The sequence below is a fragment of the Paenibacillus sp. WC2504 genome (assembly GCF_052682475.1).
In genome coordinates this window covers 5,865,263-5,888,286 of record NZ_JBQZFH010000001.1, presented here as the reverse complement: position 1 = coordinate 5,888,286, position 23,024 = coordinate 5,865,263, and the positions used below count along the sequence as shown (strand labels likewise).

23 protein-coding genes are annotated in these 23,024 nt (G+C 41.8%); 22 read left to right on the top strand and 1 reads right to left on the bottom strand.

Going from position 1 to position 23,024, the window contains the following annotated elements; translation table 11 throughout:
* Positions 1-73 precede the first annotated feature (73 nt).
* Positions 74-1,162, top strand: coding sequence for an L-dopachrome tautomerase-related protein (locus ACUN27_RS26460; RefSeq protein ID WP_326063407.1), 1,089 nt, complete (start codon positions 74-76; stop codon positions 1,160-1,162).
* Positions 1,163-1,688: 526 nt separating this feature from the next.
* On the top strand, positions 1,689-1,886 hold the full coding sequence (locus ACUN27_RS26455; RefSeq protein WP_315954744.1) for a hypothetical protein: 198 nt from the start codon (positions 1,689-1,691) through the stop codon (positions 1,884-1,886).
* Between the two features lie 1,716 nt (positions 1,887-3,602).
* On the opposite strand, the gene ACUN27_RS26450 is transcribed toward ACUN27_RS26455, so the two are convergent.
* Positions 3,603-4,646, bottom strand: coding sequence for a YncE family protein (locus ACUN27_RS26450; RefSeq protein WP_326063409.1), 1,044 nt, complete (start codon positions 4,644-4,646; stop codon positions 3,603-3,605).
* Between the two features lie 348 nt (positions 4,647-4,994).
* Here ACUN27_RS26450 and ACUN27_RS26445 point away from each other — a divergent pair, with 348 nt between their 5' ends.
* The 20 genes from ACUN27_RS26445 to ACUN27_RS26350 all read left to right on the top strand — a co-directional run bounded on the left by ACUN27_RS26445 (position 4,995) and on the right by ACUN27_RS26350 (position 23,006).
* Positions 4,995-5,354 (top strand): hypothetical protein, encoded by a 360-nt coding sequence (locus ACUN27_RS26445; RefSeq protein ID WP_445559798.1) that lies wholly within the window; start codon positions 4,995-4,997, stop codon positions 5,352-5,354.
* A 324-nt stretch (positions 5,355-5,678) separates the two neighbouring features.
* Positions 5,679-6,215 carry a hypothetical protein gene (locus ACUN27_RS26440; protein ID WP_315954741.1) on the top strand — a complete coding sequence of 179 codons (537 nt, stop codon included), beginning with the start codon at positions 5,679-5,681 and terminating at the stop codon, positions 6,213-6,215.
* Positions 6,216-6,359: 144 nt separating this feature from the next.
* Complete coding sequence (locus ACUN27_RS26435; protein WP_315954740.1) at positions 6,360-6,836, top strand: UPF0158 family protein; 477 nt, start codon at positions 6,360-6,362, stop codon at positions 6,834-6,836.
* A gap of 291 nt (positions 6,837-7,127) precedes the next feature.
* A complete protein-coding gene (locus ACUN27_RS26430; protein ID WP_326063411.1) occupies positions 7,128-7,637 on the top strand; it encodes a DinB family protein in 510 nt (169 codons plus the stop codon).
* Between the two features lie 757 nt (positions 7,638-8,394).
* Positions 8,395-8,658, top strand: a complete 264-nt coding sequence (locus ACUN27_RS26425; RefSeq protein WP_315954738.1) for a hypothetical protein — start codon at positions 8,395-8,397, stop codon at positions 8,656-8,658.
* Between the two features lie 332 nt (positions 8,659-8,990).
* Entirely contained in the window at positions 8,991-10,817 is a 1,827-nt protein-coding gene (locus ACUN27_RS26420; protein WP_127457973.1) for an ABC transporter substrate-binding protein, read from the top strand.
* Between the two features lie 95 nt (positions 10,818-10,912).
* Entirely contained in the window at positions 10,913-11,923 is a 1,011-nt protein-coding gene (locus ACUN27_RS26415; protein ID WP_127457972.1) for an ABC transporter permease, read from the top strand.
* A 1-nt stretch (position 11,924) separates the two neighbouring features.
* Positions 11,925-12,761 carry an ABC transporter permease gene (locus tag ACUN27_RS26410; protein WP_315954737.1) on the top strand — a complete coding sequence of 279 codons (837 nt, stop codon included), beginning with the start codon at positions 11,925-11,927 and terminating at the stop codon, positions 12,759-12,761.
* 2 nt (positions 12,762-12,763) lie between these two features.
* Entirely contained in the window at positions 12,764-13,774 is a 1,011-nt protein-coding gene (locus ACUN27_RS26405) for an ABC transporter ATP-binding protein (RefSeq protein WP_315954736.1), read from the top strand.
* Positions 13,761-14,561, top strand: a complete 801-nt coding sequence (locus tag ACUN27_RS26400) for an ABC transporter ATP-binding protein (RefSeq protein ID WP_127457969.1) — start codon at positions 13,761-13,763, stop codon at positions 14,559-14,561. Before ACUN27_RS26405 ends, ACUN27_RS26400 begins: the two co-directional genes overlap by 14 nt.
* Positions 14,562-14,586: 25 nt before the next feature.
* Positions 14,587-14,916: a hypothetical protein gene (locus ACUN27_RS26395; protein ID WP_445560709.1), complete on the top strand. Its 330-nt coding sequence runs from the start codon at positions 14,587-14,589 to the stop codon at positions 14,914-14,916.
* Positions 14,807-15,139, top strand: a complete 333-nt coding sequence (locus ACUN27_RS26390) for a DUF3231 family protein (RefSeq protein WP_315954735.1) — start codon at positions 14,807-14,809, stop codon at positions 15,137-15,139. The genes ACUN27_RS26395 and ACUN27_RS26390 overlap by 110 nt, the downstream gene beginning before the upstream one ends.
* A gap of 198 nt (positions 15,140-15,337) precedes the next feature.
* Positions 15,338-15,976 (top strand): immunity protein Imm33 domain-containing protein, encoded by a 639-nt coding sequence (locus ACUN27_RS26385; RefSeq protein WP_326063412.1) that lies wholly within the window; start codon positions 15,338-15,340, stop codon positions 15,974-15,976.
* Positions 15,977-16,216: 240 nt separating this feature from the next.
* The gene (locus tag ACUN27_RS26380; protein WP_326063413.1) at positions 16,217-17,005 is read left to right on the top strand and encodes an imm11 family protein; all 789 of its coding nucleotides are present in this window, start codon (positions 16,217-16,219) and stop codon (positions 17,003-17,005) included.
* Between the two features lie 523 nt (positions 17,006-17,528).
* The gene (locus ACUN27_RS26375) at positions 17,529-17,978 is read left to right on the top strand and encodes a DinB family protein (RefSeq protein WP_379174443.1); all 450 of its coding nucleotides are present in this window, start codon (positions 17,529-17,531) and stop codon (positions 17,976-17,978) included.
* 182 nt (positions 17,979-18,160) lie between these two features.
* Entirely contained in the window at positions 18,161-18,526 is a 366-nt protein-coding gene (locus ACUN27_RS26370; RefSeq protein WP_326063414.1) for a hypothetical protein, read from the top strand.
* A gap of 223 nt (positions 18,527-18,749) precedes the next feature.
* The gene (locus ACUN27_RS26365; RefSeq protein WP_445559327.1) at positions 18,750-20,036 is read left to right on the top strand and encodes an IS110 family transposase; all 1,287 of its coding nucleotides are present in this window, start codon (positions 18,750-18,752) and stop codon (positions 20,034-20,036) included.
* Positions 20,037-20,546: 510 nt separating this feature from the next.
* The gene (locus ACUN27_RS26360) at positions 20,547-20,813 is read left to right on the top strand and encodes a hypothetical protein (protein ID WP_315954728.1); all 267 of its coding nucleotides are present in this window, start codon (positions 20,547-20,549) and stop codon (positions 20,811-20,813) included.
* Positions 20,814-21,143: 330 nt separating this feature from the next.
* Positions 21,144-21,719, top strand: coding sequence for a TetR/AcrR family transcriptional regulator (locus ACUN27_RS26355; RefSeq protein WP_326063415.1), 576 nt, complete (start codon positions 21,144-21,146; stop codon positions 21,717-21,719).
* Between the two features lie 69 nt (positions 21,720-21,788).
* On the top strand, positions 21,789-23,006 hold the full coding sequence (locus tag ACUN27_RS26350; protein ID WP_326063417.1) for an MFS transporter: 1,218 nt from the start codon (positions 21,789-21,791) through the stop codon (positions 23,004-23,006).
* Positions 23,007-23,024: the final 18 nt, after the last annotated feature.

Sequence of the window (23,024 nt, the reverse complement as noted above, 5' to 3'; positions counted from 1 at the left end):
TCCAGGCACTTGAACCACATTCAGTCATATATAGATGATAGCAGTTCGAACCTGTTGAGGAGGATTTTATAAAATGATGTTACCGAGTGAAAAGTATTTTGGTAAGTTTGAAGCGGTTTTTTTATTTTACGGGGCCATGCCTACAGGCGTTACTGTTTCTGAAACTGGGCGCATTTTTATTTGCTTTCCAAGATGGGGAGACGATGTTAATTTTACGGTGGCTGAAATCGTTCGCGGTACATTACAGCCATATCCTAGTTTAGACGCTAATTTGGTAAGCCAATCGAATATCACAACGTCCTTCATTAGTGTCCAAAGTGTCGTTGCTGATGGAAAGGGAACACTTTGGGTACTGGATACGGGGGCTCCTAATTTCTCAGAACCCATCAAAGGGGGGGCGAAGTTAGTCGCTGTAGATTTAAATACAAATACCATAAGAAGCGTATTTACATTTACAGAGGATGTTGTCCTGCCAACCACTTATCTGAATGATGTCCGATTTGATTTTCGCGTTGGTAAAGCAGGTTGTGCTTATATAACGGATTCGTCTTCCCGAGGACCGGGTGCCATTATTGTCGTTGATTTAGAAACGGGTTATGCCTGGAGACGGTTAAACGGGGCATATTCAACTTCGCCCGATCTCTTTCTTTTACCGAAAGTCGAAGGTGAAATCCTGATGAATCGAAACAAAGATGGATCTACTTCACCCTTTAGATTGGCCTCTGATGGTATAGCGATTTCCCCGGACGGCAAGTTTTTGTATTTTTGTCCTCTCTCCAGTCGACATCTGTACTCAATTTCAACGGAAGTCCTAAGAGACCGAACGATACCGGATATGAATTTACAGGATCACGTGAAGTATTGGGGAGAAAAAGGTGCTTCAGATGGAATGATCACCGGTGCAAAAGGAACCCTTTATGCTGGAGATTACGAAAACAACAGTATTCGAAAGATATTGCCGAATGGCATCATGGAAACGATCGCACATGATCCGAGAATTTTATGGCCCGATACTTTTTCGATTGGTCCAGATCAATACTTATATTTCATCGTGAACCAATTACATCGGCAGGCAAGATTTCATTATGGAAATGACCTGCGGCAGAAGCCTTATAGTTTACTCCGTATGAAAATAGACGAACCACCTGCTCCTACCTTTTAATAAATATTTCACTTTACAAAGTTGACTCTACTTGCATAGAAAATGCATTTTTTTACTTTATGGTTATTAATTATTTGGAGACAAGTTGTCCATCATTTAGCCGATGTTGAGATGAATGCCTATAATCGTCTCAAACGCGGTTTAACCGAAGAACATCCAGTTGTGGGAATATTTCGAGAGGACTTAACTTCATTACGAGAACGAATGGGATGGTAAATTGCCATCTCTGGATTGACGTTATTGTGCTAAAGGAGAAGGGTAGCCCAATAATCAACAGGCTGCTGGCAAATCGATAGCGCTCCCATAGCGCAGAAAGGCCTTAATGATGGACAAAAATTTGGCTGCCAACCATGCAAATCCAAAGATGACAACAACAGCTCTTCGTTCCGTCAGATGGCTTGTCACTCTTTATAGCTTGATAAGCTGACTGACCGTCGTGGCGATCATTATTTTATCGTATACTGCACCAAACCTCGTAAACCCTTAGGCTTGGGTACGTGGCATCATCGTCGCTGCTACATCGGTCTTGACAGTAGTCTTTGCAAGTCGGGCTGCCATAGGTAAACCGCGTGAATTGATGCGGTTGCGTATCGTTGTGACGGTATTGCTCATCGCATTCACCGCCGTACTTTTTTTCTTGACTTTACCGGTATGGATGAAAGTCGAGCAGGTGGTTTGCAGCGCATTGCTTCTAGTTATTGCCATTCTCATCTTCAAGCGCTAGACTCTTTTATCAAATGAAATTAAAGTTTTAGATCCAAGAGGAGAACTTCATGAATGACAACTAAATTTGAATAACAACATTTATATACAAATGTGCAACATCAGTATAATGTATTGACACGTGCGCTATCGGTGAACTTTAGTTGAATAAACACTGGGGAAGGCAGCCGTCTAGTGAACGGCTGCCTTTACTCAACTAACGGGCAGCATTGGTCAATTGTTCCACGAATACCTCCGTTTTCCTAAACAAAAAACCGTCCTTTAGAGGAACGAATTATTTTGTGTTTTTTACCTTCCAGAAAGAAATCCCAGGCATATGTCCAATCAAGAACTATGTACTGAGCGTATGATTATACCGTAATGAAAATTAACTTGAGGGGAATGATTAATTATGGGTGCAAGTTGTGCAGGTTATAGTGGCTACTCCTCAGCTGCGGTGGTATTGGTCCTTTATGTTTTACTTGTAATCGTTCTTGCAGTTTTTGCTTGGTAATACAGTAATAAAAGAACAAGATGGCTCGAACATTCGAAACAGCCCATACCCATTTCTCTAGACTGAATAGACTAATAGCACCATAGCGCACACCATACCCAGAATACTCATTCGATATCACCTTGTAGTGTACCGAAAAAGAGGAATCCTTTAAGTTTTAAGGGGATTTCTTTTTTTGTGTTCATAGAATCAATTCGAGTTGTATGTACAATATACGATAATGTACCTTTGTTCAACTAACGCAGAACGTTAATTACATACACAACTAACATGAGGCTGCCGGCATTTTCGGCAGCCTTTGCTCAACTAACGGGCAGTAGAGCGTAGTGGGATGGCTATTTAATATCATTTAGTGATACGGGTCACCGTAATGTATCTAAGTGCAAAGTTCATTTTGACCACAATATATATATCAGCATATAAAGACAAAACCACTCCTGCCAATGGAGTGGTTTCTTTGGATAGAACTTCTCTTTTATTTAAGAACTAACTTACCTAAATTAATACATCGGTAAAAGAGTAAAGTCAAACTTAAAGTAAATAAATAAATTGGGATTGAAAAAATTATTGAATATCCATTCTTGTATGTGATCATTTTAAAAACAACACTGATCCATTCGACTCCTAGAGATAAAATACACCAAACAACTACGTATAATACGACACTTTTCGTTTTTATTCCAAACAATTCATAAAAATAAATAAAGAAATAGGAAAATGGAGAATAAAGAAAGTAAGAAACTAAGTCAAACATGTCGTAATGAGGCGAATCGTTTACTTCATAAAAGTCAAACACCCCTCCTCCGATCGTAAAATCCCAAAACTTCGCTACAGTGAACCCCCACAAAAAAAGCAGAAAGGTAATTTCTGGTTTTAATTTCCTTGGCAGAAAGTACGAGAAAGTATACGTACAAACTATAGCAATGGTGATAAACCACTCGTTCTTATCAAAATGTTCATATGGAGTCAGATTCATTGAGCACCCCATATTTGTTGAGCCATTCATCCAAGTTACACCGCGAACTGCAGAACAGTTGGATTTAACAGCGGGGGATGTCCTCATGGAATTCAATCAGATCACATCTGTGCTGCGGATCAATCTAGGAAAGTAAGAGAACATCCGCCATTCGGAAAGCAGCCGGTCATATGATCGCTGCCTTTCTCAATTTAGGTTAATTAGTGAGTGACAGGAAAAGTTGAGGCTGGTTTAAAATAAAGTCGTAATCATAAGCCTTGTATAACGACAACCTTACGATCCCTGTTACTCAGGACGTACAAACGATTGGTTCGGGCATTCAAAACACCGTTAAAAGGTTCGACTCCCGTACGTATACGTGTAAGAATCGTGTTATCCGCCCCATTTATCACGATAACATTGCCGCCAAATTCCGGAACATATACAAGGTTTCTTATAGGGTCAACATTGATAACAGCTGGAGATTCGCCAGTACGTACCGTCTGGATTATCCGATTTGTTCGCAAATTTACTGCACTTACCGTGCCACCATCAGGATCTGCAGAATACAGTCGATTTGTTCGCTCATTTAAAGCGGGATCAATGATTTCATGGAGAGTAGGGGGGGATATTACGGTTATGAGTCTGTTGGTGTTTCCATTAACTACAATAATATCAGCGTCTTTAACGACATAAATTCGATTTGTCCTAGTATTGATTAAAACTACGAAAGCTGGCCCCGTTTGAGGATTTGCGATTATCAGATTGCTCTTTCCATCTATGACGGCCAAGTTCCCTGTTTTCGCAAACACGACATAAATTCGATTCGTTAAAGGATTCACAGCAACACTTATCGGTTGAATTCCGACCAATGGTATTTTAGACATAATTTTGTTGGTTTCGCCGTCGATAACAACTAATGTGTTACTACTACGATTGATTACATAGATTCGGTTGGTGGACGGATTTACAGCTATATTTCCCACACTGGATGAAAGCTTGATCGTCTTTATGATCCTATTTGTGATACTGTTAATGACGGAAACGGTTCCACTTGTTGTATTGGATACATAAAATCGGTTGGTACGAGGATTTACCGCAGCGTGAAACGGGTTGTTGCCAACACTTATGGTGCGAATTATTCTATTCGTATCACCATTTATTACAGTGACGGTATTACTTCCGGTGTTAAGTACATAAATCCGGTTAAGGGGCTCATTAAGATAGATTTTGGAGGGGTTTCTTTCAACTGGTATAGTCTTGATGACACGATTCCTCAATGATAATCGAGTAATGGAACGCTTAGTCCTCATATTTCTTCTAATACCTCCATATATTAAGAATCCTATACTATATGCTCAGGATAAAAGTAATGTTTATTATTTTTAGATGTACGTATGTTCAGTCGTAAAGTCGTAACGAAGAAAAACCTAAGGCTAAGCCAACAGATCTTATTAAACTCACGTGAGTTCCGTTTAATAAATGGCATTGAATTAATGGGTAGTTTTAGGCACTTGAGCATTGAACTAACGGATACGATAGTTCAAAATAAGGGAGCAGAATGCCGCGGGTCGGCAGCTGTTCCTTTTTTATTGAAGTAACGGACAGTAGAGCGTGGTATAGTATAAGAAGGGGGAACTTAATTGAATGGATTGTTGAAAATGAGTAAAAAAGCAAAGATAAGAACGACTGTTGTTTTGTTGGTGCTGAGTATCATACTTTTTTACTTGGTAAATCTTTTTACGATTGATCCCTACAAAACATCTGGAAACGGAAATCTGGGATTAGTTCCAATTTTATTTTCAATTCCCATTTTTATCGGTTTTAATATATTTTACTTTTTAGTTCTTCGCACTGGTTTACGGAAAGTGAGTAATAAAATCAAAGCCTTAATATTTATTATTTGCTTAATAATTTTAGTCGTTTTCTTTCTTCTCGAGCTGAATTTTGTTAAGGATTTATCCGATTTATTAGGCTCATGGGATGATCTCAATTCCAAGTGTACCGTTATCCAATATTAAACCAATACACCAACACTATGTTCTTCAACAAATACACCTTTCTTACTGCTGTGACGATAACTACTTTGATTGGAATTGTGTACCCTAATAAAAATCCAGGTTATAAGGTATTCAGCTAACGATAAACTTTAGTGAAGGAGCTTGCTTCGTGGCAGCTCTTTTTTTATTCATTCAATTAACGGGATACTTGAACAAAAGCGAAACTTATACAAGCACTAAAACGTCATGTTTTTCGAGGGGGTTATTATTCTGGAAACGAAATTGAATTGATAAAATTGAATAATTATAAATGAATAAGTTTTTCCCACCAAAGGGGGCAGATTGTTGAAAAAGAGTAGATTAACTTTTTTTACACTTACAATTTTGCTACTAATTATCGGATTCTCGGCTTATTATATTAACGATAATAAGCATGTGTATGGAAATGATAAAGATTCCATAGAAAAAGTAATTAAATCTATTAAAGGGTATGAAAATAAATCAATTGAAATTCTGGAGGTAAAGGATTTCAATGATCGAAGGGTTGTAGGATTTTTATCTAACAATAGCCCTGGCTATATTCAATTTAGAAAAAATGAAGATGGCAATTTTTTGTGGAGTTATATACAAGTGAGTGAGGATGAAAAATTTAGCTCATTCATTCCTGAGCATCTTAGTATGTTTATGATTGTTGCCAATAATGAAAATGAAATTGCTAAAATGCAAGTAAGTATAAATGGACAGAAATTGGAGCAAAGGTTTATTCCTTATAAGGCGACTGTTGCTTGGGTCAATTTTCCCGATACCGATAGTAGCCAATATGAATTTCGAAATTATAAGTATTATGATAAAGACGGAAATCTAATAAAAGAGATCAATTAGTTCGTTGAACTAACGAAGAAACTTTAGTTCAATGTCTATAAAGTTGGACCATCCAATCATTGCGTGTTCGAAGCTACCGATTAGGTAGCTTTGTTTATTTTTTTGGATATGATGTTTGTATACATCGAAAAGGAGCAAAGGCATATGAAGAGTAACAAACCAGTAAAGATAGATGATTTAATCAGTGAAATTGAACTTCAAATTGATGATGCTTTTACTTTTATAAACACTATAACAGGTGAGGTTATTACATTAATGAGAGAAGAAATTGGAGCTGCTGAAGATGAAGAGCCTCTTGAAAAATTTCCTGTATGGCAAAGGGAGAATATTGAAAAAGCCATTAACATAATTGAGGATGAAGTCGGGGTTTACGTTGACTTCACATTAAGAAATGAACTCAATGAATATGAAATCATTGAGGAGTTTATTCTGAGTATTAAGGATCAGAGGATTCGAGAAGAACTGTATGATGCAATTCAAGGAAGAGGAGCGTTTCGGAGATTTAAAGATGGATTAATTGAACATGGTGTTGATAAACATTGGTATATGTATAGAGAAAATAAGATTAAAGAATTAGTAATTGACTGGTGTAAAGAGCACAACATTGAGATCCAAAATTAATATTGGTTATTAGCCCTTCACAATATTTGATTACCCGTTTCCAAAGAACTCAAAAACAAGACTACCAATGTAACGATGGGAACCTTATTAAGAAACTTATTAAGCTACGGGCAGTTTAGCTTGGCGGCCAACCAACTAAGTGGTTGCTTATTCTCAATTGTTGGAAGGAAAGTTCTATTCTTTCGCGAATTCATTAGACATGCCGAAGTAACGAATTTCGCAAAAAAATCGCGGTAGAGCATTGGAAAGAGCATTTTAGTTTTCTATATCTTCATAGAAAGGTGATTACGCATGAACCAAAGACCGTCAGAAGAAGAATACGCCGGGGACGCCGGCGAGTATATCCGGTTGGTGCCGGAAGGCAACATCATCGACATTCTGCTCGCCCAGGAAAAGCAAATGGCCGAGCTGTTGGCATCGTTGACCGAAAGTCAGAGCGCCCATCGGTATGCGGAAGGAAAATGGACGCTAAAAGAAGTCGTGGGCCACATCGCAGACAGTGAACGCGTCATGACCTACCGCCTGCTCCGATTTGCAAGAGGGGATCAGACGCCTCTGCCCGGTTTCGACCAGGAATTGTTCATTCCTCCTTTCGGAAGCTGGACAACCGCGCAATTGGCCGAAGACTACCGGGCCGTACGGCAATCGACGATCACACTGCTGCGCGGGTTACCGACGGAGGCGTGGTCCCGCAAGGGCACAGCCAACAACGTAAGCATTACGGCGCGCGCCCTCGCTTACGGCATCGCAGGACACGAGCTTCATCACATGGGGGTCATCCGAAATCGTTACTTGAGTTAACCCTTCCCACCCCGTGCATAGACTGAAATGAAGAGAGGACAAACGGGTGTTGAAAAAAACAGCAGCGATTGGTTGCTGACTGGACACACACACACACGTTTTGTCTAAAAATGAATAGCAAACAATAATCTCAAACAAGAAAAAGTCATTCAGCTAACGGGACACGTTACTTGAATAAACTACAAAATGAGGCTGCCACCGTGAAAACGAGTGGCAGCCTCATTAAGCTATCGGGCAGTTTAGTTTAATGACAAGGGAATAGTGATATAGAACCAGATTTACTAATCAACTGTAAAAAGGGACGAAGTGTATTGATTTTGATATGGGAGAAAATGAATGATTGAATATCGTGGAATTGAAATTTTGTTTAAAAATGGATACATTCTGACAAATGGACTGTATAACGGGTACAGCCGAGATACGTGTAAAAATAGATCATAGTCTGGATAACGTTTCTATATTTATAGCAGGACCTCAAATAGCCCAGAAACTACTTTTTAATGTTCTGGTCTATTTCCATTTTAACCTGCCGGGATTGTATCTACAATATGCGGGACTGGCTACCTGTATTTCCGGGTACCTGAGTATTTACTAAGTAAGTGTTATGGTAAAATAAAGAAAATTTTTAGGTGGGTGTATTATGGATAGAACTACACTTTCGTACCACACCATTGTCCTTTTCGGCCTCCATCGGTCTGCGAACGTCCCTCCGATAAACGAAAATACGAAGATCGGCGATGACGTGGAGGCATAAAGCATGTCAAATTTAGCTGAGCTCGAGAATGTCCATGCAGATATTGAATCCGTTCATGAGGTCGTCCAATGTTTAAAAGCAAGAATAGATGGCATATATATTGGAATTCACCTTCTTAAAAATCGGGAGGGCAATTACTTTTATGAACTCAGTCATTATTACAGAGGCGCAGACACCGCTGGACCTCTTGTTGCTATGGATAAGAATATTATCCCATTACAAGCCGCTTATATTATGGCTTTTTTGATTATCATCACAAATTATTAGAGCGGAGTGTCACAGGAACCAATAATGGTCGTTCCAATTCAACATATAGAAACCAATGGATACTTGGCTTATGAAATTCTACTGGATAAAAATGAGTTTGGAATGCTTGATGAAATTGAGGTCTAAGGTGTCTATAAGCTTACTTTCCGGACGACAACTATAGTTGTGATAACAAGTAGGGATACTGGAGATTTCCAGTATCCTATTTTTATTTTGCTTGAACCATCCGATTGGTAATAACAGGAACAAATTCGTCATAGGCTACTAGAGAAACCGCTTACATAGAAATAAAGCTTTTACGAAGTCCAACTGTTTGAATGGAGGGCTAGAAAATGAAACACAGAAAATTTGTCACCGTAATTAGTGGACTTGCCATGGTAGCCACCACACTTTTGGCAGCCTGTGAAGCACCCCCGACTCCACCGTCCACGGCTACCAATCAGACCACCAAACCGGAGACCACGGTGCCGGCAGGACAGACAGCTGCACCGACAACGACTACGGCTCTTAAGGAAACGCCCAGGAACGAGACCATGTATATCAATGGTTTACAATGGGGACCGCCTGCCAATTTCAACTTGATAAGCGGGAATCCGGCTTTTCCCATCAACTATGGAAACTCCAGGGAATTGGTCTATGAAACGCTGTTCATGATTAACCAGTTGAACGGACAATTGGAACCTTTACTTGGAACCAAATATTCTTGGACGGATGACATGACCTTAAAAGTGGAACTCAACAAGGACGCCAAATGGAGCGACGGCAAGCCTTTTACGGCGGACGATGTAGTCTACACTTATAAATTAGGGAAAAAATATGAAATCAACTGGAGTAGCTTCTGGACCTACATTGAAGATGTCGTCGCGGAGGGACCGAATACCGTTAATATTAAAATGAACAAAACCACGCCAAACAAGCTTACTGTACTCGACAGCATAGAGCTGATTCCGATGCTTCCGAAGCACATCTGGGAAGAGCTTGAGAAGAAGGCCAACAACGATCTGCCGACCCTACGTAAGGAAATCAATGCCGATCCGGTAGGTACAGGTCCTTACAAAATGTATTTCTATAACGATCAGAAGATCACCGTCGTTCGAGACGACAACTACTGGGGCAAAGCCTTGTTCGGCAAGCTTCCTGCTCCTAAGTACATCACCCATGTTATTTATAAAGACAACACCGCGGGAGACCTTGCATTCAAAAGTAATCAGGTGGATGTGTCCCAGCAGTTTATTCCGCAGGTTTGGAATATGTGGAAGGATGGCGCTCCGATCAGGACTTATTTGAAGGAAGCACCGTACTATCTGCCCGGCTCTATGCCTTCTATCTTCTTTAACATGTCGAAGAAGGGTCTCGATAATGCGGATGTGAGAAGAGCCATTGCCATGAGCATCGATTATAAAAAGGTTTCCGACTTGGCCATGAGCGGATATTCGGCACCAATGCAGCCATCCCTTACTTTGAACACGTCGGCGGAAGCTAAATATGTGGATCAGAATGCTATCAAGCCGCTGCAGTGGACTACGGATGTGGCCGGTGCTAACGCCCTGCTCGACAAGATCGGAGCGAAGAAGGGTTCAGACGGTATACGCGTGCTGAACGGAACAAGACTAGGGCCATACGAAGTGGAATGTCCATACGGATGGGCTGACTGGAATGCATCGCTTGAGATTGTCGCCCAAAGCGCTAAATCCATCGGTATTGAAATCCGAACTAAGTTCCCGGAAGCACCTGTTTGGACGAATGATCTGCAGACAGGGAAATTCGACATTATCATGAATACGCCTGCCGGTGCGGTAAGCCCAAGCCAGCCTTGGAGCCGAGCCAGAGCGATTATGTACTCCAAAGGCGTAGCTCCACTGGGAGAATTGGCCTTCTGGAACTGGGGTAGATATAAGAACGCGAAGGCTGATGAAATTATCGATAAAATCCCATCGGTTTCCGACGAAGCCCAATTGAAATCCATGTACACGGAGTTGACCAAAATGTGGCTTACCGATGTTCCTTCTATTCCGCTCATGTACAGACCATGGGTATTCCACACCGTGAATGAAACGGTTTGGAAAGGATTCCCGGCACAAAGCGATGGCAGTAACATTCCTCCGCAGATAACGATTGACGGGGCGGGCTTCAAATCCCTGTTCCAGATTCACAACTAATCCCATAGGAGCCTATATTGGGTAAATGTGAATGTGACCCCAATATAGGCTTCTTTTTCCAACCTTAAATCAGCTACCCAAGGGGTGTGTACAATTTGAATGCCTATGCGAAGTATTTTACCAAGAAGTTCTTCTGGTATTTTCTTACCCTGCTTATAGCAGTGACGTTAAACTTTGTTCTGCCGAGGCTAATCCAAGGTAACCCGATCAGCATGATTGCTGCCCAAATGACACAGGGGATGACGGACAGCGATTCGATCAAGAAAGTATATGAAACCTTTACAAAAGAGTTTGGCGTTGACAAGCCGATCGGGACCCAGTTTGTTATCTATATCAAAAACTTATTTACAGGCAACTTAGGAACCTCGTTCGGCCTGTACCCCAAGCAGGTTACGGATATTCTCGCTTCCGCGGTTCCTTGGACCATAGGATTGCAGCTGCCCGCTATTTTGACCGGGTGGATTCTGGGAAATATTCTCGGAGCAGTGGCTGCCTATAAAAGAGGCGTGTTCGACAAAGTTCTTTTCCCAGCCGCTTTATTCGTCAACTCCATTCCTTTTTTTACTCTCGCGATCATCATGCTTTTTATATTCGGACTCACACTGCACTGGTTTCCCTTGGCAGGTGGATACGATTACCAGATGATGCCACAGCTCAGTCTTGATTTTTTCATTTCGGTCATAAGACATCATACGCTCCCGTTTCTCTCCATTGTTATAGTAACTATTGGTGGCCAAGCCATAGGGATGAGGCAGATGTCCCTATACGAGCTGAATTCGGACTACGTCCTCTATAGTAAGCTGCTTGGGATCCGTGATTCGAAGATCGCCAAGTATGTGTTCCGGAACGCCATGCTTCCCCAAATAACTGGACTTGCCCTGTCTATAGGAACGATGGTCGGTGGATCCTTAATCTGTGAAATTGTATTTTCGTATCCCGGGATCGGTACTTGGTTGTTTACCGCCATACGGCAGCTGGATTACCCACTCATTTCTGGGTGCACACTGCTCATAGCCGCTACCGTGCTGCTTGCGAATTTCATCATTGAAATTGTTTATGGATTGGTTGATCCAAGAATCAAGGCGGCTCAAATGGAGGATCAATAACATGTCTAATTCATATAGCATATTAGTTAAATCCCCCAAGTTCATCATAGGAGGGTCCGTTCTTCTGGCTATGATTGCGCTGGTGTGGATCTACCCGTTGTTTAATAAAAAGGATCCGCTGGAGATGATGGCACTCGCTTTTCAGCACCCGAGTTCCACTCTTCTTCTAGGATCTGATAATTTCGGAAGAGATGTGTTTCTCGAGCTTACGTACGGCATAAGAACATCCCTCAAAGTAGGATTGATTGCCGGTATTTTCGCGACCTCTATTGGGCTTGTGATTGGTTTGTCTTCAGGCTACATCGGAGGTTTAGTCGATAATTTCCTATCAGCCGTAACGAATATTTTCATCGTCATTCCGTCATTTATCATTTTGATCCTCATCTCCGTCAGTATCGATTCCCGTAGTTCCTTAGTGACAGCGGTCATTATCGGGGTTACCAGCTGGCCTTGGACAGCCCGGGCGGTACGTGCCCAAACGACTTCCTTAAGAAACCGGGATCATGTGAATCTGGCCAAAATTTCCGGTCACAGCACACCGCGGATCATCGCGTTTGAAATTCTTCCATACATCGCCTCTTACGTGGTTATGGCTTTTGTCCTTCAGACTGCTTCCGGCATTCTATCGGAGGCCTCTATCTCCATGCTGGGATTGGGACCCTACAATACGATCTCGCTGGGGATCCTTATGAACTGGGCGCTGGTGTTCGAAGCTCCGGTCGCAGGGGCTTGGTGGGCATTCATTCCGGCTGCGCTGTCCATTGCTATCATCACCTTCTCCCTTTATTTAATGAACACGGGGATGGATGAAATCTTTAATCCCAAGATAAGGAGCTAATTATGGGCAAAAACATATTAGAAGTAGGAAGGTTGAAAACCTACTATAAAACTCGGCTGAAAGAAAAGGTACACGCGGTCGACGGAGTCGACTTCGTGCTCGAAGAAGGAAAGACGCTGGGCATCGCAGGGGAATCCGGCTGTGGCAAGTCCACTCTTGCCCTCAGCCTGATGGGCTTTTATTTTCCGCCACTGCATTATAATAGCGGATCCATTGTGATCAACGGAACGGATATTATGAAGCTCAGCAAGGAGCAGCTAAGGTTACAAATATCCGGACGGGAAATTGCGTATATTCCTCAGGCGGCGATGAATGCGTTGAATCCGACGTTGAGAATCATTCGCTTTATCGAAGATATCATGAAAGAGCATAAACCGGAGTTGACCAAGAAGCAGGTTTGGGACATGGCTGCCGAGCGTTTTGAGACATTAAATTTGTCACCCAGTGTACTGAACTCTTATCCGAATGAATTATCCGGCGGGATGAAGCAAAGGACCGTCATAGCTATCTCCAGTATATTAAATCCGAAGGTGTTGATTGCGGACGAACCGACTTCCGCACTGGATGTTACATCACAGAAGGCCGTTATCAAGCTGATGAAGGATTTGCTTGCCAAAGGGTTCATCAAATCCCTTGTGTTCATCACCCACGAGCTGCCGCTGCTGTACCATGTGACCGATGATATTATGGTCATGTATGCGGGAGAAATCGTCGAGAGAGGAACGGCGAGACAGATGATTTTTGACCCGCTGCACCCGTATACGAAGAAATTGATGGGATCCATCATCGTTCCCGAAGAAGGTATGAAGGAGCATAAACTAACTGCTATCCCCGGAGCCCCGCCTAATTTGAAGAAAGTACCCGAGGGCTGCCGGTTTGCGGATCGGTGCCCTTACGTCCAGGACCAATGCCGGATAGGGAAAGTGGAAAACCGGGTTGCCGACGACCGGATTTACCGGTGCCTTTTTGATACCCAGACGTTAAAGGGGTGGTACGATAATGAGCAGGAATGACGTTCTCATCAGCGGAAAGAACATTACGAAAACATTCGGTTACGGAAAGAATAAAATAACGGCAGTTCATGATGTGAATTTCACATTCCATGAAGGAGAAATCATTTCAATAGTCGGGGAAAGCGGCAGCGGCAAAACCACCCTGGCCAAAATCATGATGGGTTTACTGAAGGAATCCAACGGAAATATCCAATATAAGGGCAAACCGAGGCAACTGAGGACCCATGCTAACCGCAAAGAGTATTGGAAGGATATCCAGGCGATATTTCAGGATCCTTTCTCCTCTTTCAATATGTTTCATAAAGTGGAAAAGCTATTAATCGATTGTATTAAGCTGCAGGGGCTGAAGCTTTCGAAAGAAGAGCAGTTTCACAAGATGAAAGACGCCTGTTCCTTTGTTAATCTGAAGTTCGAGGAGCTGTATAACAAATATCCTTTTGAGCTTTCGGGGGGACAGATGCAGCGGCTAATGATCGCTCGAATCTTTATGCTGCATCCCAAAGTATTGATTGCCGATGAGCCGACCTCCATGGTCGATGCCTGCTCACGTTCCACGATCCTGGATATGCTTCTGAAGCTGCGGGATGAGAACAACATGACCATCATCTTCATCACCCATGACGTGGGCCTGGCCTATTATGTGAGCGATACATTATATATTATGGAAAAAGGGAAAGTCGTAGAGAACGGCCAAGCGGAAAAAATCCTGCTGAATCCTCAGCACACATATACCCAGCAGCTGATTTCCGATGTGCCGAAGATTCATTCGGAGTGGAATCTGGGGTAATCCTAAGTATCCAGAATACCCGGGTTTGCGAGCAGGATTACTTTCAGAATCTAAAAATGAGCTTATGAATTCGCCTGTTATTCAGCCCCCTGAAAAAGTTGATTTTGTACATAGCCAAAAGTTTTTAGGCTCTTTTTTTCAAAAAGGTAGACCCCTACAAGGATTGGAAATTGCGCATATCTTTGGAAATCTGAATAACGATATCACTAGTAAAGCACTTATTATTGGGTTTGCTCAAGTAGCAAATGCAAAAGCACATCGAATTGTTAACAGAAAAATTGTCTCAAGATGGATTGCCCTCCCCGACACTAAAAGATCATTTGGTGACTTCTTCTGCAATCTCACCATTTTCTGACAAGTTCATGGTTTTTCACAAAGTTGACATGTTTAATGTGAAAATTAGGGAATATGCCAATGGCTTATCGCTAAACGGAAGAATAGATATTGGTGCTTTATTTTTGAAATGCCAATCCGAAGTAATGCTATATGTGGAAGATGGCGCAAATCTCATGATTGACAACGGATGGTTGGAAAAACCACCAGAAGCAGTTGACCGTAGTAAATTCATAAACAAATAAATTACAATGATGGATTAAGCTAACGGGTTACGATAGAGTAATAATCAGGGAGCAGATCGCCTCACGGCAGCTGCTCCCTGGATTCGTTGAGGGAGTATATTTTAATGACAAGGGAAAAGTGATATGGAACTAGAATTACTAATCAACTGTAAAAAGGGACGAAGTGCACTGCACTGAATTGAAATGAGGAGAAAATGAATGATTGAATATCGCGGAATTGAAATTTTGTTTGAAAATGGATACATTCGGACAAAAGGACTATATAAATTGATTGAAAAAGAATTTATTATATCCATTAAAAAAAGGTTGCGTAATGAGTATGTAGAGCTGATCAGATACCTAATTAATTACGTAATTGATGCTAAACCATTAATTAAGCCTGACCAAACGATTGCATACCATTCTTGGTTAGTAAAATGTTGTGAAATTTCTGAATTTTATTATGAGATATGGGAAGTCCAAAGCAATGGTGAAGGTTTTGGAGAAGGTGCAGACTACGCAATTAAAGTAGTCCAAGAACAGAAACAAGAATGTCAGGAATACGGAGCAACTCTGAAATTTCCAATTTTTAATCAAATGATAGTTATTTCTAAAGGTGTGTATGAAGGACTAGCAGTCGATGCAGTGAGATATCCTTCACCAGAGCATATGTCAGGATGGTGGCTTACAACTGACCTGTATGACGATAACGTGGGATCTTTGATGACGGTTTATTATCACCATTTAGCATTTAAAAGACCAGATCTAATCAAATATTTCGCTTTACCTTATGGATATAGATTTAATACCACAGGGAAAGAACAAGATGTTTGGTTCGATGAAAATGCAATAAAATAACCATTTTTGTGCCTCAGCAGAGCTGGTCGATTACACTAACGGTGAACGTTTGTTGAATACTCATATAGCGGCAGCTGGTCACCCGATCGGCTGCCGTTGTCTATTGAAGTAACGGGCAGTATACTTCCAATATGTGTTAATATATAAGTTAGGAAAGAGGATATATTGAGGTCAGTTAGGAATTGTTTCATACGCAATAGACAAGAGTCAGAGATAAATTATTAAGTAAAGGAATTTGTAATGAAAGTATACTTGTTACTAAATATAGAGGTTTTTTTAAATCTGACTGATAATGATTATAATATGGGGAAATTTAGAGGGAAGAGTGTGAAAGATACTTGGCAAGCTCCGGAAGTAGAAGAGTTTAAAAAAAAGGGGAAGAAGTATGATTTTTGCCATGTATATGATAATCCAATGTTTAATGACAAGGCTTTAAAAGCTCTACACGATATTATCAAAGACGATATCCAAGTATTACCCTATCTTCATCCTAAGGACACCTATTATGCCATAAATGTACTAAATGTTATTGATTCCTTAGATAGGTCGATGGCTGTTCTTGACATTGATGTTGAATATAATAAAGTTAGAAACATTATTAAATATGCATTTCACAAAGACAGGATTAAACATGAAAGTATCTTCAAAATTCCAGAAAATCTAAGGTCGGAAATATTTGTTACCGACATTTTTAAGGAAAGAGTAGAGCAGACTGGCTTAACTGGCTTTCGGTTTGCCGAGGTTTGGGACTCTGAGAATGAATACTGGCCAATTCACGATCCTAATGCAGTACTGTTTGACTCCTTTGGAATTCCTATGAGTTATTCTGATGCTATGAAGTTAGTTTATGAAGGCAAGGCCATTACAAGCCGTAGAGCGATCATCCAAATGGATGGTGAACAACTATATATCGGAAGTAGAACATTGGTTGGGGATATAAATTGGGGGGAACCCGTCTATATCCCTCAAGGCTATCTGGAGATGGACTGGTACGAGACTCACAAACTAATGATTAAGAGTAATAATTAGAGAAATTAGAATAAACTTCATCCTAAAGGGTATCTGTTATTAAGCTAACGCAGAACGTTAGTTAAAAAGCACAATAAAACCCACCAATAATTAATGGGTTTTGTTTCATGAAAAACGCACTTAATCTGAGAAATATATGTTCGAAAAGAGCTTTCTATAATTACTTCTTTTGTAAAGCGATTAATCCTTTTTGACAATTCGTTTACTATTTCATTAATCAACTAATGAATATTAAGTTCTTAACATTAACCTTTATAAATATAGATTCGGTTACTAATTACTGCGTCTTTGGGTATTCTGCCGACGCACGTCTCACGCCAGCAAAAGAAATGATGAATAACTTCTTTGCTTCAAAAAATAGCCTAACTAATGACTGAACTTCTGAAAAGTATAGTTTAATAAAACAACAAGGACGCTGCTCCCGGCATCCATTGGCAGCAGCGTTACGATCGGGCAGAAGAACAGAGTAACATTATGCACAGAAATTTGCTATAATATGTAAAACATGAGGGGAGTGAGATCAATTAAACCAACATTAGAAAGTCTAAACCATTGGATCACTGAAATACCAGCAAAGATTTATGCATTGTCCGAACTTGATCTTTCTGATCGGACACAGCCTAACAAATGGTCAAAAAAAGAAATACTCGGGCACTTGTCCGACTCCGCACTCAACAATCTTCAACGATTCGTTCGTGCTCAGTATGAAGATCAACCTTACGTGGTTATTAAGTACGCCCAAAATCAGTGGGTAGAACTTATGAATTATCAGAGCCTTCCCATTGATCACATCTTAAACTTATGGTTGAGTTTAAATAAACAGATAGCTGAGGTTATTGCAAAAATTCCTGAAGATAAGCTACAGAATTCATGTAAGATAGATGAAGAACAGACTGTCACACTTGAATGGCTTATTAAAGACTACATTGAACATTTGGAGCACCATCTAAAGCAAATATTTAACACTCTATAGAATTTTTTTCGAAATTAGATGGTACTTAACTAACGAATAACTATAGTTCAATCTAGACGTAACGGCAGCCGGCATACGATCGGCTGCCGTTGTCTGTTAAAGTAACGGAAGTTTAACTGAGCAGCAGGAACCAAATTGAGGTAGTATGGAGTAGATAAGTTAGTGATGAAAGGTGTGGTTGTTTGGATATTGAACATAGACAATTCGCAGAGCGGGCCTTAAATCATATATTTGTTGGTTGCCAATTAGATGGTGTTAAATTTGGTTTAGGTCCAGGTGCATTTTTAATACGTTTTGAACAATACGTAAATCATTCACCAGAACAATTATGGTTAAACATTGAATCAAGATGGGCTGTCTTCCCTAAAGGGACGCAATTATTCCCAGTATCCGAAGCTGAAATGGTTGAACTATCAGAAGAAAAGTATCAATTAATATTTGAGTTACGTAGGGAGAAGGTAAATGCCGTTACGTTAGGAACACAATCGCCACATCTACACATTGAATTTGAATCTGGAAAAAACGGTCTTTGTAAATGGGCACCATGATAAATATGAATGTTGGCAAGTAGGAGATGGAACTGGATACACACATCATGAATGGCTTATAGTAGCTACACCTGGAGATGGAATCTCTACATGGGCACCAGATTCGTTCAACTAAACATTCCTGTATAGCCTAAGAAATGGGCTTTGTCAAAAAAGGAGCGCCTCGGTATGATGGGTTTGTCGACGGGTAGATACCCAACACCATCAAGGAGGCGCTCTTATTATGAAGTTTAAGCAATCAGACGGTCAAAATCAACGTATTGAACGAATTACTACTTCACATCTTGTTGTGGGCATTGATATGGCAAAGGAAACTCAAGTAGCTCAAGCTACAAATTTTCGGGGAATTGTCCTTACAAACCAGCATCTATCATTCAAAAACACTATCCAGGGATTTGAGAAATTACAGCGTTGGATGGAAGGTTTGCAACAAAAACATCGACTGAAGGATATCATAATTGGCATGGAGCCGACGGGACACTACTGGTACAGTTTAGCTAACTGGCTTGCCCAGAAAGGCCTAAACGTCGTTTTAGTTAATCCAGCAACGACGAAACGAAACAAAGAGAACCGAGATAATTGTCCTTCCAAGAGTGACCCAAAGGATGCCCTTGTTATTGCGGATGTTGTTAGCCGTGGCTATTATTATGAATACATTCGGCAAGCAACTCATTTTCAGAGGTTACGAACCCTAATGAATGATCGAGAATTTTGGGTTACAAATAGTGTTCGGATGCAGAATCGGATCATACGCTGGCTGGATATACGCTTCCCTGAGTATGCTTCTGTGTTTAAAGATTGGACCTGCCCACGCTCCATAGCTACACTCAAAGAGTTCCCGTCTCCGTTGGATCTAAAAGGTCAATCTACATCAGAAGTTATTACAGGTTGGCGAAAATATATGAAACGAGCTGGCGGCTCCACAGGTATTCAGAAGGCAGCTGAGCTACTCTCTAAAGCGGTTCAAAGCGTGGGGGAAACTGTAGCGCTGAATGAGGCCAAACAGGATCTGCATCGCTTACTAGAAGAGTACGAGCGTATTGACGGTATATTGAACCAAATAGCAAAAGAAATCGCGGCTTTGCTTGGTGAGATCCCGATTGCTAGCCAGCTTCGTTCCATTAAAGGTTTGGGCACGATCTATATTGCAGCAATTCTGGCTGGTGCCGGTGATCTGACGCAGTACGTTCACGGTCGTCAATTGCTACGAAAAGCCGGTTTAAATTTGGCAGAAAGCATGTCTGGAAAGCGTAAAGGCCAGATCATACTCTCCAAACGAGGAGATTCCACACTCCGAAAATATTTGTATCTGGCTACCTTAACATTAGTGGGAACAAATCCTATATTTAAGCAATTACATCTGAATAATGTGCAAGTTAAACATATGAGTAAGCAGAAGTCGATATTTAAACTGCTTGGAAAACTGGCACGAATCTTAGTTGGCTTGGTGCATTCCGAGGAGTCATTCACTCCTGAAAAAACAGTCATTCCGTATACCCACGCTGCCTAACATCTTCGAACTAATGTAAATTGATTCATTCGCAGGACTTCAAAAAAGAAAGCACGGAGGACCGAGTTCGTTCTTCATAAGGGCACAGACCCATCCGCTAAACGCTATCGGTCTCCACACCTTGGATAGGTGTAACGAAGGAATGTAAGGGCGTCGACCCGTAGAGCCTTGGGATGGTCAATCTCCAAGGGATTGTGGAGTATGCGTGCAGTAGATTATTGAAATGGGGAAATGTTCCAATGTTTCTTCTGTTCCCGCATGCCATAGAAGGGTTCATTACGGTCTCAACAACCTAGTATTCTTAAGATTACTATATTTCAAGGTGATGAAATCCTGCGAATGAATGAGTTTACGTGAAATAAACCCTTAAAACTGAGGGACGATGAACGATAGTTCAATCACAATAACGGCAGCCAGCACACGTTTGGCTGCCGTTGTCCGTTGAAGTAACGGACAGGATTGTGGGAGTGGTAAAAAATGCTATAATAGACAAAAGGAGTGTGAAGGCGAATGCAACAAATTTCGGATTATTTGTTTATGGGTTCGTTAATTTTTTTGGTAATAACCTTCATGATTTTTTTTCTGGGAAGTGGAGGCATGACAAGTTATAGAAATGTTTCCAATGACACAGGTGCTTTGACAGATTTACAAATGAATCACGACCACAAAAAAATGTTAGAGAAGCAAAACAATGGGTTGGTTAGACTTCTAAAATCATATTTGTTTTGGATTCCCGTCACTGGAATCATTGTTTCAATTGTGCTTTCTAAAATTTAAGAGCTATAGTTCAATCCCTGATGACGGCAGCCGCACACCATTGGCTGCCGTTGCCCGTTGAGCTAACGGGACACGATAGTTCAATCACGACATGACGGCAGCCGGCATACGATCGGCTGTCGTTTTCCGTTGAACGGGCAGATTACTCTAATACCTAACAAATGCTATTCTTTAGAAAGTGGTGATCGAAAAGCAGAGGTTCACTAATTTCACTTAAAAGTCTGTAATCCATCTTATCCCAGCCTGAGCTAACTTTCATATCTGCAGAAAATACTGGACTTATCGTTCCAGAAAAGTATATACTCTACCTACGGAAACGGAGGGAGAACCATGGGACGCTACAAAGAGTTTGATAAAGAAGCGGTGCTTCATAAAGCGATGCTCGTTTTTTGGAAGAAGGGCTACGAAGCGGCAAGCATTCCCGATTTGCTGGAAGCTATGGATCTTAGCAGATCAAGTCTGTACGAAACGTTCGGGGACAAACAAACGCTTTATATCGAGGCGATCAACTGCTACAAGAAGTGGAAGCAAGCCAAACGGGACATCCTCGTCAATGCGACATCCGCAAAATCGGGAATCCGGCAGTACTTCGAGATACACATCGATTCCGCCTTGGACGGCGAGTCGCCGAAGGGCTGTCTCATAACTAATGCAGCAGTCGGCATGGATTCGCCAGATGAGCAACTGAATGCGTTGATCAGGGAGCGGTTTGACGAATTGGAGAAATCCTTCTACGAGCTGCTGCGCAAAGGTCAGGAGACGGGAGAAATCATGTCTGGGAAAGATATCAAGACTTTATCTTATCTGCTCTCAAACCTGAATCATAGTATAAATATCGTTTCGAAGGTGCAGGGTGACCGCAGCAAGATGCAGCAGATGATAGACATGGTGATGGAAATGATATAAAACATTTTTTTTTGCACATTCTGGAACAACTGTTCCATAAAATTTCTGGTGAGCAAAGGGGGACTTTCTATGCATTCAGCTTCCATTCCAACGGAAAAATCGGTTTCGCCATCGCTGATTTTTATCCTGGCAGCCGCTTGCGGTATCATAGCGGCAAATCTTTATTATGCTCAACCATTGATAGGCTCCATCGGTTCGACCATCGGGCTCTCCTCCGGGGCTGCCGCACTCATCGTTACATTGACTCAAGTCGGCTACGGGATTGGCTTGTTATTTATCGTACCGTTGGGAGACATCCTGGAAAATCGTAAGTTGATCCTTTCATCATTGCTCCTTACAGCCGTCGTTTTGACAATTGCCGCTGTAATCAAAAGCGCCATCCTGTTCCTCACCGCTTCACTCGTGATCGGAGTAGGTTCCGTAGCAGCACAAATCCTTGTGCCGTATGCGGCTCATCTTTCGCCTGAAGCCGTGCGCGGTCGCAATGTGGGCAACGTCATGAGCGGGCTACTTCTGGGGATTATGCTCGCGCGTCCCATTTCAAGCTTGGTGGCGGAGTATATGGGCTGGCGCGCCATATATTTCATTTCCGCAGCATTGATTTTCACGCTGGCTCTTGTATTGGCAAAGGCACTACCCTCAAGGAAGCCTTTGACCGCTACAGCTTACCCGGCGTTGCTGCACTCCATGCTGCATCTGCTGAAGGCGACACCGGCATTGCGCCGGAGGGCAATTTATCATGCTTGTGTATTCGGAACGTTCAGTTTGTTTTGGACTACAGTTCCGTTGGTATTGACAAGTCCGCTGTTCCATTTCACTCAGAAGGAGGTCGCTCTGTTCGCATTAGTCGGGGTAATGGGGGCAATTGTGGCGCCAGCGGCGGGCCGTATGGCAGACCGCGGATGGGTTCGCCCGGCTACGGGATGGGCGTTGGCCATCGTCATCTTTTCCGGGTTGCTTCCCTTGCTGGTTCCATCAAGTTCTGCACTGGCAATCCCCATCCTCGTAGTTTCGGCGATTTTACTTGACATGGGGGTTTCCGCCAACATGGTTCTCGGGCAGCGGGTGATTTTCTCTTTAGGAGCGGAATTTCGCAGTAGGCTTAACGGTTTGTATATGGCCATTTTCTTTTTAGGGGGCGCTATAGGCTCAGCGGCAGGGGGATGGGCTTACGCAACGGGGGGCTGGGAGGCGGCACTGCTGATCGGAATCGCTTTACCGGCCATCGCCATGGCGTATTATGCGACGGAGTTTTCGAGATTAAGGAAGGAAAATCTCATTGATTGAGGAGCACGTTGATTAATC